Source organism: Citrobacter freundii complex sp. 2025EL-00176, from assembly GCF_053309355.1.
On the sequence record NZ_JBRYHT010000019.1, the window covers coordinates 26,539 to 41,586 of the forward strand.

At 53.1% G+C, this 15,048-nt stretch carries 17 protein-coding genes; 9 read left to right on the top strand and 8 right to left on the bottom strand.

The genetic code is table 11. From position 1 onward, the window contains the following. Positions 1–6 precede the first annotated feature (6 nt). A complete protein-coding gene (yihU, locus tag ACVXHP_RS22590) occupies positions 7–897 on the bottom strand; it encodes a sulfolactaldehyde 3-reductase (protein WP_447572206.1) in 891 nt (296 codons plus the stop codon). 166 nt (positions 898–1,063) lie between these two features. Here yihU and ACVXHP_RS22595 point away from each other — a divergent pair, with 166 nt between their 5' ends. The 6 genes from ACVXHP_RS22595 to fabY all read left to right on the top strand — a co-directional run bounded on the left by ACVXHP_RS22595 (position 1,064) and on the right by fabY (position 5,788). Further along, entirely contained in the window at positions 1,064–1,960 is an 897-nt protein-coding gene (locus tag ACVXHP_RS22595) for a sugar kinase (protein ID WP_447572207.1), read from the top strand. Positions 1,961–1,993: 33 nt separating this feature from the next. Beyond that, positions 1,994–2,797 (top strand): DeoR/GlpR family DNA-binding transcription regulator, encoded by an 804-nt coding sequence (locus ACVXHP_RS22600; RefSeq protein WP_047025924.1) that lies wholly within the window; start codon positions 1,994–1,996, stop codon positions 2,795–2,797. 105 nt (positions 2,798–2,902) lie between these two features. After that, positions 2,903–3,502 carry a glucose-1-phosphatase gene (yihX, locus tag ACVXHP_RS22605; RefSeq protein WP_047025923.1) on the top strand — a complete coding sequence of 200 codons (600 nt, stop codon included), beginning with the start codon at positions 2,903–2,905 and terminating at the stop codon, positions 3,500–3,502. Then, positions 3,496–4,368: a virulence factor BrkB family protein gene (locus ACVXHP_RS22610; protein WP_042313529.1), complete on the top strand. Its 873-nt coding sequence runs from the start codon at positions 3,496–3,498 to the stop codon at positions 4,366–4,368. The genes yihX and ACVXHP_RS22610 overlap by 7 nt, the downstream gene beginning before the upstream one ends. Continuing rightward, the gene (dtd, locus tag ACVXHP_RS22615; protein ID WP_003825289.1) at positions 4,365–4,802 is read left to right on the top strand and encodes a D-aminoacyl-tRNA deacylase; all 438 of its coding nucleotides are present in this window, start codon (positions 4,365–4,367) and stop codon (positions 4,800–4,802) included. Before ACVXHP_RS22610 ends, dtd begins: the two co-directional genes overlap by 4 nt. A gap of 44 nt (positions 4,803–4,846) precedes the next feature. Beyond that, positions 4,847–5,788, top strand: coding sequence for a fatty acid biosynthesis protein FabY (gene fabY / locus ACVXHP_RS22620; protein ID WP_032940213.1), 942 nt, complete (start codon positions 4,847–4,849; stop codon positions 5,786–5,788). A 14-nt stretch (positions 5,789–5,802) separates the two neighbouring features. Here the strand turns inward: fabY and ACVXHP_RS22625 are convergent, their stop codons facing one another. From ACVXHP_RS22625 to ACVXHP_RS22635, 3 genes are all read right to left on the bottom strand, one after another. Next, positions 5,803–6,249 (bottom strand): helix-turn-helix domain-containing protein, encoded by a 447-nt coding sequence (locus tag ACVXHP_RS22625; protein WP_447572208.1) that lies wholly within the window; start codon positions 6,247–6,249, stop codon positions 5,803–5,805. Further along, a complete protein-coding gene (locus ACVXHP_RS22630; protein ID WP_447572209.1) occupies positions 6,246–6,557 on the bottom strand; it encodes a type II toxin-antitoxin system HigB family toxin in 312 nt (103 codons plus the stop codon). The genes ACVXHP_RS22625 and ACVXHP_RS22630 overlap by 4 nt, the downstream gene beginning before the upstream one ends. Positions 6,558–6,642: 85 nt before the next feature. Continuing rightward, positions 6,643–7,572, bottom strand: a complete 930-nt coding sequence (locus tag ACVXHP_RS22635) for an alpha/beta hydrolase (protein WP_447572210.1) — start codon at positions 7,570–7,572, stop codon at positions 6,643–6,645. 204 nt (positions 7,573–7,776) lie between these two features. On the opposite strand from ACVXHP_RS22635, the gene ACVXHP_RS22640 reads away from it, so the two are divergent. Further along, entirely contained in the window at positions 7,777–8,019 is a 243-nt protein-coding gene (locus ACVXHP_RS22640) for a ribbon-helix-helix domain-containing protein (protein WP_047025919.1), read from the top strand. Continuing rightward, positions 8,019–8,393, top strand: a complete 375-nt coding sequence (locus ACVXHP_RS22645; protein ID WP_316130150.1) for a type II toxin-antitoxin system VapC family toxin — start codon at positions 8,019–8,021, stop codon at positions 8,391–8,393. Before ACVXHP_RS22640 ends, ACVXHP_RS22645 begins: the two co-directional genes overlap by 1 nt. Before the next feature lie 36 nt (positions 8,394–8,429). Here the strand turns inward: ACVXHP_RS22645 and fdhE are convergent, their stop codons facing one another. Genes fdhE through fdnG form a run of 4 tightly spaced genes read right to left on the bottom strand, consistent with a single transcriptional unit; the run spans position 8,430 to position 13,953 of the window. Next, positions 8,430–9,359, bottom strand: a complete 930-nt coding sequence (fdhE, locus tag ACVXHP_RS22650; RefSeq protein WP_200009464.1) for a formate dehydrogenase accessory protein FdhE — start codon at positions 9,357–9,359, stop codon at positions 8,430–8,432. Beyond that, positions 9,356–9,991: a formate dehydrogenase cytochrome b556 subunit gene (gene fdoI / locus ACVXHP_RS22655; RefSeq protein WP_038635897.1), complete on the bottom strand. Its 636-nt coding sequence runs from the start codon at positions 9,989–9,991 to the stop codon at positions 9,356–9,358. The genes fdhE and fdoI overlap by 4 nt, the downstream gene beginning before the upstream one ends. Then, positions 9,988–10,890, bottom strand: coding sequence for a formate dehydrogenase O subunit beta (gene fdoH / locus ACVXHP_RS22660; protein ID WP_042313505.1), 903 nt, complete (start codon positions 10,888–10,890; stop codon positions 9,988–9,990). The genes fdoI and fdoH overlap by 4 nt, the downstream gene beginning before the upstream one ends. A gap of 12 nt (positions 10,891–10,902) precedes the next feature. Beyond that, a complete protein-coding gene (gene fdnG / locus ACVXHP_RS22665) occupies positions 10,903–13,953 on the bottom strand; it encodes a formate dehydrogenase-N subunit alpha (RefSeq protein WP_172698311.1) in 3,051 nt (1,016 codons plus the stop codon). Between the two features lie 194 nt (positions 13,954–14,147). Here fdnG and fdhD point away from each other — a divergent pair, with 194 nt between their 5' ends. Then, entirely contained in the window at positions 14,148–14,984 is an 837-nt protein-coding gene (gene fdhD, locus ACVXHP_RS22670; RefSeq protein ID WP_447572211.1) for a formate dehydrogenase accessory sulfurtransferase FdhD, read from the top strand. The last annotated feature ends 64 nt before the right edge of the window (positions 14,985–15,048 follow it).

Below are 15,048 nucleotides of genomic sequence, written 5' to 3' on the forward strand. Positions count from 1 at the left end.
TACTTATTAAAATTGGTGATTTAATCCGGCAGACGCCCGAACCTGCTCAAGAATTGCGGTCCAGTCTTCCCGGCCACGGCCTGCGGCGCGGGCCTGGTTATAAACTTCGCGGGAGGCAGCGCCGAGCGGCATTGGCACATGCAGCTGGTTGGCAACGTCCAGCGCGATGCCAAGATCTTTGTGAGCTAAATCGATCATGAAGGCGGGAGAAAGATCGCCTTTCAGCACTTTGTTCGGCCAGGAGGTAGTGAAATGGCCTTTTCCGGCAGGAGTACCGCTCATTACCTTCAGAGCCACATCGAAGGAGAGGCCGAGCGCTTCGCATAACACGGCGGCTTCAGCTGACAGGGCGTTCAGCGCGATACTCATGTAATTGTTGATGAGCTTCACGCGGATCCCCATGCCAGGCCCCCCTGCGTTGATCAGTTCATTACCCATCGCCATCAGAACCGGTGTGGCGCGTTCCACCTGCTCTGATGTTCCGCCCGCCAGCAGCAGCAGCGTTCCCGCGACGGCGTGATCGGAGGTGCGTCCAACCGGGCAATCCATCATGTCGAAGCCTTTGGCACGCATATCGGTAATCAGTTTGTCGGTTTGCAGCGGGTGAATGGTGGACATATCAATCACCAACGCCTGTGGGGAGAGGCTTTCGCAGACTCCCTGTTCGCCGAACAGTACGCTGCGCACCAGATCGCCGTTGGGGAGCATCGTGATGACAAATTCTGCCTCTTTTGCTGCCTGAGCCGGGCTGATGGCAGGCTGTGCTCCTTTTTCCACCAGGCGCTGAACGGCATCCGGGTTAACGTCAAAGACGCTGAGTTGATGGCCCTGCTTCAGCAAGTTGCTCGCCATGGGTGAACCCATCTGACCTAATCCGATAAATGCTATAACTGCCATAACGTTCTCCTGAGACGTGGATGTCATTTTTTGTCATTTAAGGTCGTTTGTTTTTGTCTGTTTTTGATCGTATTTGTAATTTATGGTCAAAAAATTGACAGCCGTCACTTTTTAAACATTTTGTGAAATTAAAATGATCCCATCTTGAAACGCCTAAGGAATGACCATGATTCGTATTGCTTGTGTAGGGATTGCCGTAATGGATCGCATCTATTACGTGGAGGAGTTACCGACTGAAGGAGGTAAATATGTGGCGAAGCGTTATACGGAAGTGGGCGGCGGGCCTGCGGCAACGGCCGCTGTGGCTGCAGCGAAGTTGGGCGCGCAGGTGGATTTTATTGGCCGTGTGGGCGACGATGACACCGGAAATAGCCTGCTGGCGGAGCTGGAATCCCTGGGGGTGAATACCCGCTACACCCGACGCTATGTGGGGGCGCAATCCTCCCAATCGGCAATTCTGGTTGATGCACAAGGGGAACGAATTATCGTTAACTATCCCAGCCCGGATTTACTGCATGACGCTGACTGGCTTAATGAGATCGATTTTTCCCAGTGGGATGTGGTGTTGGCGGATGTTCGTTGGCACGAGGGGACCAAACAGGCGTTCACACTGGCACGTCGGGCGGGAGTCATGACGGTCCTGGATGGTGACGTAACGCCGCAGGATATCCGTGAGCTGGTGGCGTTAAGCGATCATGCCGCGTTCTCTGAACCGGGTCTGGCGCGCATGACCGGGATAAACGATCCTGTTGCTGGACTGAAAAAAACACAAACGCTCACAAATGGACATGTTTATGTGACGCGGGGGCGTGAAGGTTGCGACTGGATAGAAAATAATACGTTGCAGCATCAATCTGGTTTTACCGTCGACGTTGTTGACACCACCGGGGCCGGAGATGTTTTTCACGGTGCGCTCGCGTTCAGTCTGGCTAACGGAAATACCCCGGAAGACGCTGTCAGGTTCGCCAGTGGCGTTGCGGCGCTAAAATGCACGCGTCCGGGAGGACGGGCCGGAATCCCTGACTGTGATCAAACCCGATCTTTTCTGTCACTTTTTGTATAAAATGCCAGGGCAATGGTTTTTCGAGGAAATTTCATGAGTCTTACCGAACTGACCGGTAATCCGCGACACGATCAGCTACTGATGCTGATTAGCGAGCGCGGTTATATGAATATTGATGAGCTGGCTAGCCTGCTGGATGTGTCCACGCAGACCGTGCGTCGTGATATTCGTAAACTCAGCGAGCAGGGATTAATTACGCGTCATCATGGCGGCGCGGGCAGAGCCTCCAGCGTGGTGAATACGGCGTTCGAGCAGCGTGAAGTCTCCTGGACGGAAGAGAAAAAAGCTATCGCGGAAGCGGTGGCTGACTACATTCCTGATGGGTCAACGGTGTTTATTACTATTGGCACCACCGTTGAGCAGGTGGCCCGCGCGCTGTTAAACCATAATCATTTGCGCATTATCACTAACAGCCTGCGTGTGGCACACATTCTGTATAACAATCCACGTTTTGAAGTTATGGTGCCAGGGGGAACATTACGCCCGCATAACAGTGGCATTATCGGTCCTTCCGCCACGTCATTTGTCGCTGATTTTCGCGCTGATTACCTGGTAACCAGCGTAGGCGCGATTGAAAGCGATGGCGCGTTGCTGGAGTTTGATGTCAACGAAGCCAGCGTCGTGAAAACGATGATGGCCCATTCAAGGCATATTCTGTTGGCTGCGGATCATACGAAATACACGGCTTCTGCCGCGGTAGAGATTGGCAATGTGTCTCAGGTGACCGCGCTGTTTACCGATGAATACCCTGGCCCCGCATTGCATAATTTACTCCAGTCTCAGCAGGTGGAAATTGTGCAGGTGAGTCCGTCACAGGATGATGCTCTGGCTGTGTAATTCTCTCCAATGATGGCTCGGTAAATTCGCAGCCATCATTCGCGCATAGTCAAACTTCTCCTTTCCCGCTACAGTTATTCATCCACGGCGAATAAGGAGAAGGGCATGCTCTATATCTTTGATTTGGGTAATGTGATTGTCGATATCGACTTCAATCGCGTGTTAGGCACATGGAGCGATCTGAGCCGTGTACCGCTAGCGTCGCTAAAGCAAAGTTTCAGCATGGGTGAGGCTTTTCACCAGCATGAGCGAGGTGAAATAACGGATGAAGCGTTTGCTGAAGCGCTATGCCATGAGATGGCGCTGCCGCTAAGCTACGAGCAGTTTTCCCACGGCTGGCAGGCCGTTTTTGTCGCCTTGCGTCCTGAAGTGATCGACATCATGCATAAGCTGCGTGAGCAGGGCCATCGGGTAGTCGTCTTGTCGAATACCAACCGTCTGCACACAACGTTTTGGCCGGATGAATACCCCGAGATCCGTCAGGCCGCTGACCATATTTATCTTTCCCAGGATCTGGGCATGCGTAAACCGGAAGCGCGGATTTACCAGCATGTCCTGCAGGCTGAAGGTTTTTCTGCGCACGATGCGGTCTTTTTTGACGACAACGCCGATAATATTGAAGGGGCTAACCGGTTAGGTATTACCAGTATCCAGGTCACCGATAAAGCGACCATTCCTGACTATTTCGCGAAGTTGTTATGCTAAAAAATGTTCAGCAACAAGCCAGGCATCATACGCGGCCCGTACGAGCCTGGCTGAAGCTGCTATGGCAGCGCATTGATGAGGACAACATGACGACGTTGGCAGGGAATCTTGCCTACGTTTCATTGCTCTCATTAGTGCCGCTTATTGCTGTTGTTTTTGCACTTTTCGCCGCATTTCCGATGTTTTCCGACGTCAGTGTCCAGTTACGCCATTTTATTTTTGCGAACTTTATCCCGGCGACGGGAGACGTCATCCAACGTTATATCGAACAGTTTGTCGCCAACTCGAACAAAATGACGGCCGTCGGGGCATGTGGGCTGATTGTAACGGCGTTATTACTGATGTATTCCATTGATAACGCTCTGAATACTATCTGGCGTAGTAAGCGCACTCGGCCCAAAGTTTACTCTTTTGCCGTTTACTGGATGATTTTAACGCTGGGACCTCTACTGGCGGGGGCCAGCCTGGCGATCAGCTCTTATCTGTTGTCATTGCGCTGGGCCAGCGATCTCAACACGGTGATTGATAATATTCTGCGTATTTTCCCGCTGGTACTTTCCTGGCTCTCGTTCTGGCTGCTTTATAGCATCGTACCGACCACGCGCGTACCTAACCGGGATGCGGTTATTGGCGCCTTTGTGGCCGCCGTATTGTTCGAGGCCGGAAAGAAAGGATTTGCGCTCTATATCACGATGTTCCCGTCTTATCAGCTCATTTACGGTGTCCTTGCGGTGATCCCCATTTTATTTGTCTGGGTGTACTGGACGTGGTGTATCGTCTTGCTAGGCGCGGAAATAACTGTCACTCTCGGGGAATACCGCAAACTTAAACAAGCCGCAGAACAAGAAGAAGCAGAGCAACCATGATTGCATTAATTCAGCGCGTAACCCGTGCCAGCGTCACCGTGGAGGGCGAGGTGACGGGTGAAATTGGCCCAGGACTTTTGGTCCTGTTAGGTGTCGAAAGGGATGATGACGAACAAAAAGCGAACCGCCTGTGCGAACGCGTACTCGGCTATCGAATCTTTAGCGATGCCGAAGGCAAAATGAACCTGAATGTGCAGCAGTCAGGCGGCAGCGTGCTGGTGGTCTCGCAATTTACGTTGGCGGCAGATACTGAGCGTGGTATGCGCCCGGGGTTTTCAAAAGGTGCCGCGCCCGATCGGGCAGAAGCACTGTATGAGTACTTTGTTGAGCGTTGCCGCCAACAGGAAATGAATACGCAAACCGGTCGATTCGCTGCGGATATGCAGGTTTCGCTGGTTAATGATGGCCCCGTGACGTTCTGGTTACAAGTATGAACCAGCTACCGGTGTGGCCGCGGGCAACAAGAGAGAGTACAGCTATGTATCACCTTCGAGTACCGCAAACAGAAGAAGAATTGGAGCGTTACTACCAGTTTCGCTGGGAGATGCTGCGTAAACCATTGCACCAGCCAAAAGGCTCTGAACGGGATGCCTGGGACGCAATGGCGCATCATCAGATGGTGGTGGACGAAGAGGGTAATCTGGTCGCGGTAGGACGTCTGTATATCAATGCGGATAACGAAGCCTCCATACGCTTTATGGCCGTTGACCCTTCCGTGCAGGAGAAAGGACTGGGTACGCTGATGGCGATGACCCTGGAGTCTGTCGCGCGTCAGGAAGGGGTAAAGCGCGTAACCTGTAGCGCCCGTGAAGATGCGGTCGAATTTTTCGCCAAACTGGGGTTTGTGAGCCAGGGAGAGATCACCACACCGCAAACCACGCCGGTGCGCCACTTTTTGATGATTAAGCCCATCGCGACGTTGGACGATATTCTCCATCGCGGCGACTGGTGCGGACAGTTACAGCAAGCCTGGTACGAACATATTCCCTTGAGTGAGAAAATGGGCGTGCGTATTCAACAGTATACCGGGCAGAAATTTATTACGACGATGCCCGAGACGGGTAATCAGAATCCGCACCATACTCTGTTTGCCGGGAGCCTGTTTTCTCTGGCCACGTTAACGGGTTGGGGGCTGATCTGGCTGATGCTGCGTGAACGTCATCTGGGGGGAACCATTATCCTTGCCGATGCGCATATCCGCTACAGCAGGCCAATCACCGGGAAGCCGACCGCCATCGCCGACTTGGGATCGCTGAGTGGCGATCTTGACCGTCTGGCGAGAGGCCGTAAGGCACGTGTGAAGATGCAGGTTGAGGTATTTGGTGATGACTCGCCGGGCGTCGTGTTTGAAGGCACGTATATTGTCCTACCCGCGAAACCGTTTGGCGCGTATGAAGAGGGCGGGAATGAGGAAGAGTAGATAGAAGTATCCGACTACTCGATGAATGCATCCGCTGGTAGTTTAAAGCGTTCTGTAAGCGCTTTTATATGGCTTACCGTCAGTGATCTACGGCCATTTAAGATGTTGCTGACGTTCGATTTTGAACCGAGTTCGTTGGCAAGATCGGCTGCTTTGAGACCGTACTGATCCATGAGCGTTCGCAATACTGAAACGCCAGAGGGAGTTTTCTCCAGGTGTTGGTTGAGTGCTTTGAATTCAGGCGCATGTTTTTCGTATTCACTGATTCGGGCACTGAGTAATTCGAATAGGGGGTTTTCGAGATCGTCGTGGTCAATCAGAAACTCTACTAGCGCTAGTGCCCTGCGATACTCAGTGTCATTTCGTTCTTCCCCCAACAGTGGGAGGTTTTTTACCGCATCGCTGAAAGTATCAACGATCTTTTTTGCGCTGGCGGCATCCAACTGACGATGCGTTCTCATTCTTTATTACCCCGATAATATGCTGTCAGTTTGTCATATTCGGCATGGGAAACGATATGTTTGACAAATATCTTATGTGACCTGAAATCTATGTAGGAGATGAGTCTTAGGCTATTACCAGAAACATCAATCACCCACCATTTATCTCTGTACTTAAAATTATCCAGTGAAGGAATAAACTGCCTCATCTCTTTAGGCAGAGTGAATGTTTTTTTCTCCAGAACATTCAGCAACTCAGCGAGAGCAAGCCCATGGATTGGATACATGAGCATCGCCTCATTGAATGGTTTTCGGCTGATAACATGCACGATGTAGTTCCATTACAAAGTTTTCAACCTGAAAACAATTTAGTGCAGCATCATCAGGTTTTCAAGTTGAAAACTAAATTGAATTTTAGATCATTTTCCCTGTTGATGGACTTACAACACGCCAGGCCACATCTCGCATGGCGCTTCGTGCCGCCTGGCTCACACCTCCGAGTTGGAAAAAGCCATGGATGACACCGAGATAGCGCTGACAGGTGCACGTCACGCCTTGCTCCTGAAACCGCTGATACAGGGCCTCGCCCTCATCGCGCAGTGGGTCGAATTCGGCAGTAATGATGTGCGTGGGTGGCAGACCGGTGAAGTCTTCACGCCACAGCGGACTGACTTCAGGATGCAGTGGATCGGTTTGCGGCATATACATCTCGTAGCCAGAAAGCAGCGTGTCACGCGTGATAATGTAATCCTGCCCGTTACGGGCGTAGCTCTCAAATCTGGCGGTTTCGTCCAGCATCGGATAGATCAGCAGCAGCTGTGCTGGTTGCCATTGACGGGCGGCTTTCAGGCGTAGCGCAGTGACCAGTGCCAGATGCCCGCCCGCGCTATCGCCGGCAAGCGTAATGTTCGCGCGGTCTATCCCCAGTTTCTGGGCATATTTCCAGATAGTATTGGCTCCGGTTTCGGCATCGTTATGTGCGGCCGGGAAGGTGTGCTCTGGCGCAAGTCGGTACTGCACGGCAATCACGCGACAATTACTGTAAAAAGCTAACTGCCTTAACTGGTTATCGTGAGTGGCAAAACCGCCGCTGACAAAGCAGCCACCATGATAATAAATGACGCAGGGTAATTTTCCTGTGGCATTGAGCGGCGAAACCACGCGAAACGTCATGGCATCGAGTTCAATATCTTCAACCTGGACGCGGTTTTCTATTTCCCCTGCCAGCACCGTACTGGCGATGTAGCCTGCTCTCCGGTCATCAATATTCTGCTCGCGAGAAGAGGGGCGCCCTGCCGCGATAAATTCCTCCACTAACTGCGCAATCCCGCTTTCCAGTGCCATTTTTCATTGCCTTTGTCTGTATGGATATACAGGGTTATAACCCGATTTGGTACGAATGAAAATGGGAAAGTTAGGCTGTGTACGATTCTGGAAAGCGGCTCGCAAAAATAAAAATCGTTCGCGTAATAACTATTTTCTCGTCAGTCTCAGGTGTATGTTGTTTGAAAAATAAGCGCCGATGATATACTGGAGGTATATGTGAGTATGATGGCTGGGATGGATATGGGCAGAATTTTACTCGATTTATCAGACGACGTGATTAAACGCCTTGATGATCTCAAGGTGCAGCGCAACCTGCCGCGAGCTGAGCTCTTGCGGGAGGCCGTTGAGCAGTATCTTGAAAGGCAGGATCGGGCTGAGATCACAATTTCGAATGCACTGGGGCTCTGGCAAGGCTGTGAGGAAGATGGTGTTGAATATCAGCGCAAGCTGCGTGAGGAGTGGTAATGGTCAAAGGAGCTGCGCTTTTTGATACCAATATCCTCATCGACCTGTTTAGCGGGCGAAGTGAAGCAAAACTGGCGATAGAAACATGGCAGCCACAGAATGCAATCAGCCTCATTACCTGGATGGAGGTGATGGTGGGCGCGAAAAAATACAATCAGGAAGCCCGAACGCGCGTTGCGCTAAGCGCTTTTAACGTGATCGGTGTTTCACAGGATATTGCTGAACGAAGCGTGAGTATCAGGCAGGAGCACGGGATCAAATTGCCGGATGCCATTATTTTAGCTACTGCGCAGATTCATCGTCTTACGCTGGTTACGCGTAATACCAAAGATTTTGCAGGCATATCCGGCGTGGTAACGCCGTATACGTTATAGTCCGGGCGACCAGCGTCGCCCGGCAGTACTGGGGTTTTACTCCCCTTCACCCGGGAACAGGAACGGGTTGATGGAGCTGCGGGCAAAGCCTTCTTGCTCCATGTGTGCGTCCAGCATCAGTGACGCGAGGTCGTCGGCCACGGCTTCGACTTTCGGGTCTTTTTCCTGGTAGAGAATCTTCAGGTAAGTCCCGCAGTCGCCGCAGCTTTCAGCTTTAATTGCCGCCTGCTCGTTATCCAGCGACCAGTAGTTCAAATCACGGCTCTGTTCGCAGTTGCTGCACTTCACGCGCACCACATGCCACTCGGTTTCGCACAGATTGCAGTGCAAATAACGCAACCCCTGAGTCGTGCCGATTTGCACCATGCTGGAGACCGGCATCGAACCGCATACCGGGCAGAACTGGCGTTGTTCGCCGTACTCAGCGCGCGCTTTACCGGGGATGAGGCTTGCCATCTGCGCCCAGTAGAGCGACAGTGCGGCCCAAATGAACGGGGCTTTGTCGCTGCTAACGGAGGCAAAATCTGAGGCAAACAGCGCGCTGGCCATCAGCTCCAGTTCCTGCTCAGAGGCTTTTTCCAGATTCTCGATCACGGCCAGTGCAGGACCGCTCATCTCCGGCTTCAGCTCAGCAATTAGCGATTGCAGCAGTTTTTGCCAGTGTTTGTCGCGTGGCAGGACGTGGATATCCAGCGGCGGCTTGCCCTGATCGTTCGCTTCTTTGATACGAGCGGTCAGATCCATCTGCAGCGGATGATCGTACAGTACCACTTCCTGTGCGTGGGCGATCAGCGCGGCAAAGCGCAGATAATCGCCCAACGGGTTGTTTTCGGCCAGCTCGCGCAGACGTTCAGCACGGCGGTTATACAAATTTTTGAGTCTGGGGAACAATAACGGCGGAATCATATCCGCCGTGCGTTTCTCGCTCGAACCCAGCTCATCTTGCGGGATTATGCGAATACTCATTCAGATGACTTTTCCTGTTTCTGGCGGACTTCTCGGTACCAGCGTGGGTGATGTTTCTTCGCCCACGATTTAGTAACCCATCCTTCCACCATCGCGGTAATGGTGCCTTTCACCCAAAGGGCGGCGTAAATGTGCACCATGATAACCACAATTAACGCCACTGCGGCAAATGAATGCAGCATTAACGCGAATCGGATCACCGGGATTGAGAAAGCAGGCGCAAAATACGGACGCCAGATGATCACTCCGCTCACCAGCAACAGGACCAGGAAGATAATCGCCGCCCAGAATACGCATTTCTGGCCGAAGTTATAACGTCCCGTGTCACCTACTTCCTCGTTGACGACAATCTTACGAATATTCTTCGCCCAAAAGATATCATCCCGATTGATTAGATTATGGTGCCAGTAACGGAAAAACATGATGATAAACGAGGCAAACATGATTACACCGACAAACGGGTGCACAATTCGCGCCAGTTGCGGTGTGCCCATAATGTGCATCAGCCAGTTAAAAGACGGGAAGAGAAAACCCATCCCGCTCACTGCCGCCAGAATAAAGCAGAAGGCGGTTACCCAGTGGTTGATGCGTTCCGGCGCCGTGTAGCGCACGATGGTGTCACGTCGTTTCATTTGCGCACCTCGTCTTTCTCTTCATGCAGATTGTCTTCTTCCTCTTCCGCACGGTTTGGACCCACACCGACGTAGTGGAAGATACTGGCCGCAAATGTCGCTGCGAAGCCGACTGCTGCCAACGGTTTCCAGATGCCTTTCCAAAACTTCACGGTGGCGCTGATTTCTGGGTTCTCCGGCAGACCGTGATACAGATTCGGCTTGTCGGCATGGTGTAGCACATACATCACGTGCGTACCGCCAACGCCCGCTGGATCGTACAGCCCCGCGTTATCGTAACCACGCGTTTTCAACTCCGCCACGCGTTCACCGGCCAGCGTTTTCATCGACTCTTTGGTGCCGAAATGAATCGCCCCGGTTGGGCAGGTTTTCACGCAGGCTGGTTCTTGCCCGACCACAACACGGTCGACGCACAGCGTACATTTGTAGACGCGGTTGTCTTCCGGGTTAAGGCGCGGCACATCGAACGGGCAGCCAGCAATGCAGTAGCCGCAGCCGATGCACTGCTCGGACTGAAAGTCGACGATACCGTTGGCATACTGAATGATTGCGCCTTCAGCCGGGCACGCCTTCAGGCAGCCCGGATCGGCGCAGTGCATACAGCCATCCTTGCGGATCAGCCACTCAAGTTTGTCGTTCTGTTCCACTTCCGAGAAGCGCATCACCGTCCAGGATTTGGCGGTCAAATCAGCCGGGTTGTCATACACCCCAACGTTGTTGCCCACCTCATCACGGATGTCATTCCACTCGGAACACGCCACCTGACAGGCTTTACAGCCGATGCAGGTAGTGACGTCGATAAGTTTCGCCACCTCTTCCTGGTGATCCCGCGCCTGAGGCGCGGGGGTGAAACCGTTAGTGGCGGATCGACGAATGATGTCTTGCGATTGATAAGCCATAGGTCGTCTCCGTTACACCTTTTCCACGTTCACGAGGAAGGACTTAAATTCCGGCGTCTGCGTATTCGCATCACCGACGAATGGCGTTAACGTGTTAGCGATAAAGCCTTTTTTCGCCACACCTTCGTAGCCCCAGTGAATCGGAATACCGATTGTGTCGATATCCTTACCATTGGCCTTCAACGTGCGAATACGTTTGGTCACCACTGCTTTGGCTTTAATGTAGCCGCGGTTAGAGGAGACTTTGACGGTATCGCCATGAGAGATACCGAGCTTATTCGCCAGCTTCTCGCCAATTTCCACAAACTGTTCCGGCTGGGCGATGGCGTTTAGCAGCGCATGCTTGGTCCAGTAGTGGAAGTGCTCGGTCAGACGATAAGTTGTGCCGACATACGGGAATTTATCCGCTTTACCCAGCGCCTCCGCGTCACCTTTAAAGATACGCGCGGCAGGGTTAGAGATAACGTTCGGGTGCAGCGGGTTAGTGCCGAGCGGCGTTTCAAATGGCTCGTAGTGTTCCGGGAACGGCCCTTCCGCCATCTTATCGATAGCAAACAGGCGTCCCATCCCTTCCGGCTGCATGATGAACGGCCCGACGTCAGTACCCGGTGCGGCGGCGCTGTAGTCTGGAATATCCATCCCGCTCCATTTCGCGCCATCCCATTTCAGGATTTGACGTTTTGGATCCCACGGATTCCCCTGCGGGTCTGCGGAAGCACGGTTATAAAGAATGCGGCGGTTAAGCGGCCACGCCCAGGCCCAACCCAGCGTATTGCCAAGGCCAGACGGATCGGCGTTATCGCGACGCGCCATCATGTTGCCTTCCGGTGTCCAGCTACCGGCAAAAATCCAGCAGCCGCTGGAGGTCGTGCCGTCATCGCGCAGTTGGGCGAACGAGCTGAGCTGTTGGCCTTTCTTGACGATTACCGCGCCGGTTGCCGGGTCGGTAATATCAGCTAGCGCTTTACCGTTGCTCTCCATCGCCACTTCTTCCGAAGCCGGTTCATGCGGTGTGGAGTAGTTCCAGGTCATGCTCAGCACCTGTTCCGGGTTCGCACCACCTTGTTCGGCGTACATCTTGCGCAGGCGCAGGAAGATACCGGCGAGGATTTCGCCATCGGTTGCGGCAATCCCTGGGGCATCCGCGCCTTTCCAGTGCCACTGCAGCCAGCGACCCGAGTTGACGATCGAACCGTTCTCTTCGGCGAAGCAGGTGGACGGCAGACGGAATACTTCAGTCTGGATTTTCGACGGATCAACATCGTTGGACTCACCATGGTTCTGCCAGAAGGTGGAGGTCTCCGTGTTGAGCGGGTCGATAGTGATCAGATACTTCAGTTTGGACAGTGAAGCTACGACCTTGTTTTTGTTCGGGAATGAGGCGACCGGGTTAAAGCCCTGGCAGATATAGCCATTCACTTTGCCCTGGTTCATCATCTCGAAGTACTGCAGGACGTCGTACCCTTTATCCCACTTCGGCAGCCAGTCGAAGCCCCAGCTGTTTTCCGCTGTCGCTTTATCGCCAAAGAAGGCTTTCATCATCGAAACGAAGAATTTCGGATAGTTGCCCCAGTAGTTTACCTGACCTTCCAGCAATGGTTTTGGCGTGTTGGCGGCAAGGTAGGTTTGCAGGTCGGTCTGTTTTTCGCTTGGCAGCGTCAGATAGCCCGGCAGGCTCTGTGACAGCAGACCAAGGTCGGTCAGTCCCTGAATGTTGGAGTGACCACGCAGGGCGTTAACACCGCCGCCGGCCATGCCCATATTGCCCAGCAGCAACTGGATCATCGCCATCGTACGGATGTTTTGTGCACCAACGGAGTGCTGCGTCCAGCCCAGCGCGTACAGGAACGATGCGGTTTTGTCTTTGGCGCTGGTTTCTGCGATGTATTCACAGACCTTCAGGAAATCGGCCTTCGGCGTACCGCAGATATTCTCTACGACGTCCGGCGTATAGCGGGAGACGTGCTGTTTGAGCAAGTTCCATACACAGCGCGGATGTTGCAGAGTCACATCACGTTTGGCGAAGCCGTTTTCATCCAGCTCATAGTTCCAACTGGTTTTGTCGTACTTGCGTTTGTCCGCGTCGTAGCCGGTAAACAGGCCATCTTCGAAGCCATAATCCTCACGCACGATCAGGCTGGCGTTGGTGTAGGCCTCGGTATATTCGCGGTTGAATTTTTCGTTATTCAGCAGGTACAGCATGACGCCTGACAGGAAGGCAATGTCAGTACCGGAACGAATGGGGGCATAGAAATCAGCCACCGCTGCGGTTCGCGTAAAGCGAGGGTCGATAACAATCAGCTTCGCGCCGTTGTGAATTTTCGCTTCCATCGCCCAGCGGAACCCGACCGGGTGAGCTTCAGCGGCGTTACCGCCCATCACCACAACGAGGTTGGCGTTTTTAATGTCGACCCAGTGGTTGGTCATCGCACCGCGACCAAATGTTGGAGCAAGACTTGCTACCGTTGGTCCGTGTCAGACACGCGCCTGGTTGTCGACCGCGAGCATACCCAGCGCGCGGGAGAATTTTTGCGTTAAATAGCCGGTTTCGTTACTGGAAGCGGATGCACACAGCATCCCGGTGGAAAGCCAGCGGTTAACGGTTACGCCTTCGGCGTTTTGTGCAACGTAGTTAGCGTCGCGGTCTTCTTTCATCAGCTTAGCGATGCGGTCGAATGCCTCATCCCAACTAATTTGCTGCCACTTGTCCGAGCCTGGTGCGCGGTATTCCGGGAATTTCAAACGACTTTCGGAGTGGATAAAGTCCACAAGACCAGCCCCTTTCGGGCACAGCGCGCCGCGGTTCACCGGGTGATCCGGGTCCCCTTCAATATGGAAGATGGATGCTTTGGCGTTTTTTGCACCGTCACCGAGACTGTACATTAACAGTCCACAGCCAACGGAACAGTAGGTGCAGGTGTTACGGGTTTCGCGGGTGCGCAGCAGTTTATATTGCCGTGTTTCCGCGAGCGCTACGCCGGGTGCAAAGCCCAGTGCCGCTGCCGTGGTGCCTGCCATACCGCCAGCGCAGATCTTAAAGAACTGCCTTCTGCTGACCTGCATGGTTTGCTCCTTGTTTCGACATTGTCACGTTCCCTGCGCATTTCTGCCATGCCAACGCGTGGGAAGTGGTTGTTATTTTTCTTTGCGGACGGGACCGCAAAGGTCCAGAATTGGGTGAATTTCCCTCCGTCCAGGAGGGATTTGTAAAGAATACCACAATGTTGGTACGCGTGTTCCAATATGGTTAAAAGAAAGTGAATAAGATTATTCAAGAAAATATTAAGAATGTGACATCTCCGACAGGATCGCGCCAATTGACTCTCTGGAAGCGCGAGGATTTGCAACATCCTCAGCCTGATGAAGTCGCTGAAGAAGTGCCTGTTGCGCTGGTCTATAACGGAATCTCGCACGTGGTGATGATGTCGTCACCGAAAGATCTTGAGCATTTCGCGATGGGTTTTTCACTTTCTGAAGGCATTATTGAGTCCCCGCAGGATATTTACGGGATGGACGTGGTTCCTTCCTGCAACGGATTAGAAGTTCAGGTTGAGCTGTCCAGCCGTCGTTTTATGGGGTTGAAGGAGCGTCGTCGCGCACTGGCCGGGCGCACTGGTTGTGGCGTTTGCGGCGTGGAGCAGCTCAATGATATTGGCAAGCCGGTCCAGCCTCTGGCATTTACCCAGACATTTGATCTGGCGCTCCTCGATAACGCCTTAAGGCATCTCCATGACTACCAGCCCGTGGGACAACTAACCGGCTGCACGCACGCGGCGGCATGGGTACAGCCGTCAGGTCATCTGGCGGGCGGGCATGAAGACGTTGGGCGTCATGTCGCGCTGGATAAACTGCTGGGACGACGTGCAATCGAAGGGGAGACCTGGCAACAGGGTGCGGTATTAGTTTCCAGCCGCGCCAGCTACGAGATGGTGCAGAAGTCGGCAATGTGCGGCGTGGAGATTTTGTTTGCCGTTTCTGCGGCGACAACGCTCGCGGTGGAAGTCGCGGAACGCTGTAACCTGACGCTGGTAGGTTTTTGTAAACCGGGCAGGGCGACGATCTATACGCATCCGGAGCGTTTGATTGTAGAGTGACTTGAATTCAAATAATTTGAATAAGATAGGCAAATCCTTCCGCTTTTAGTTGTGTGATGAGATG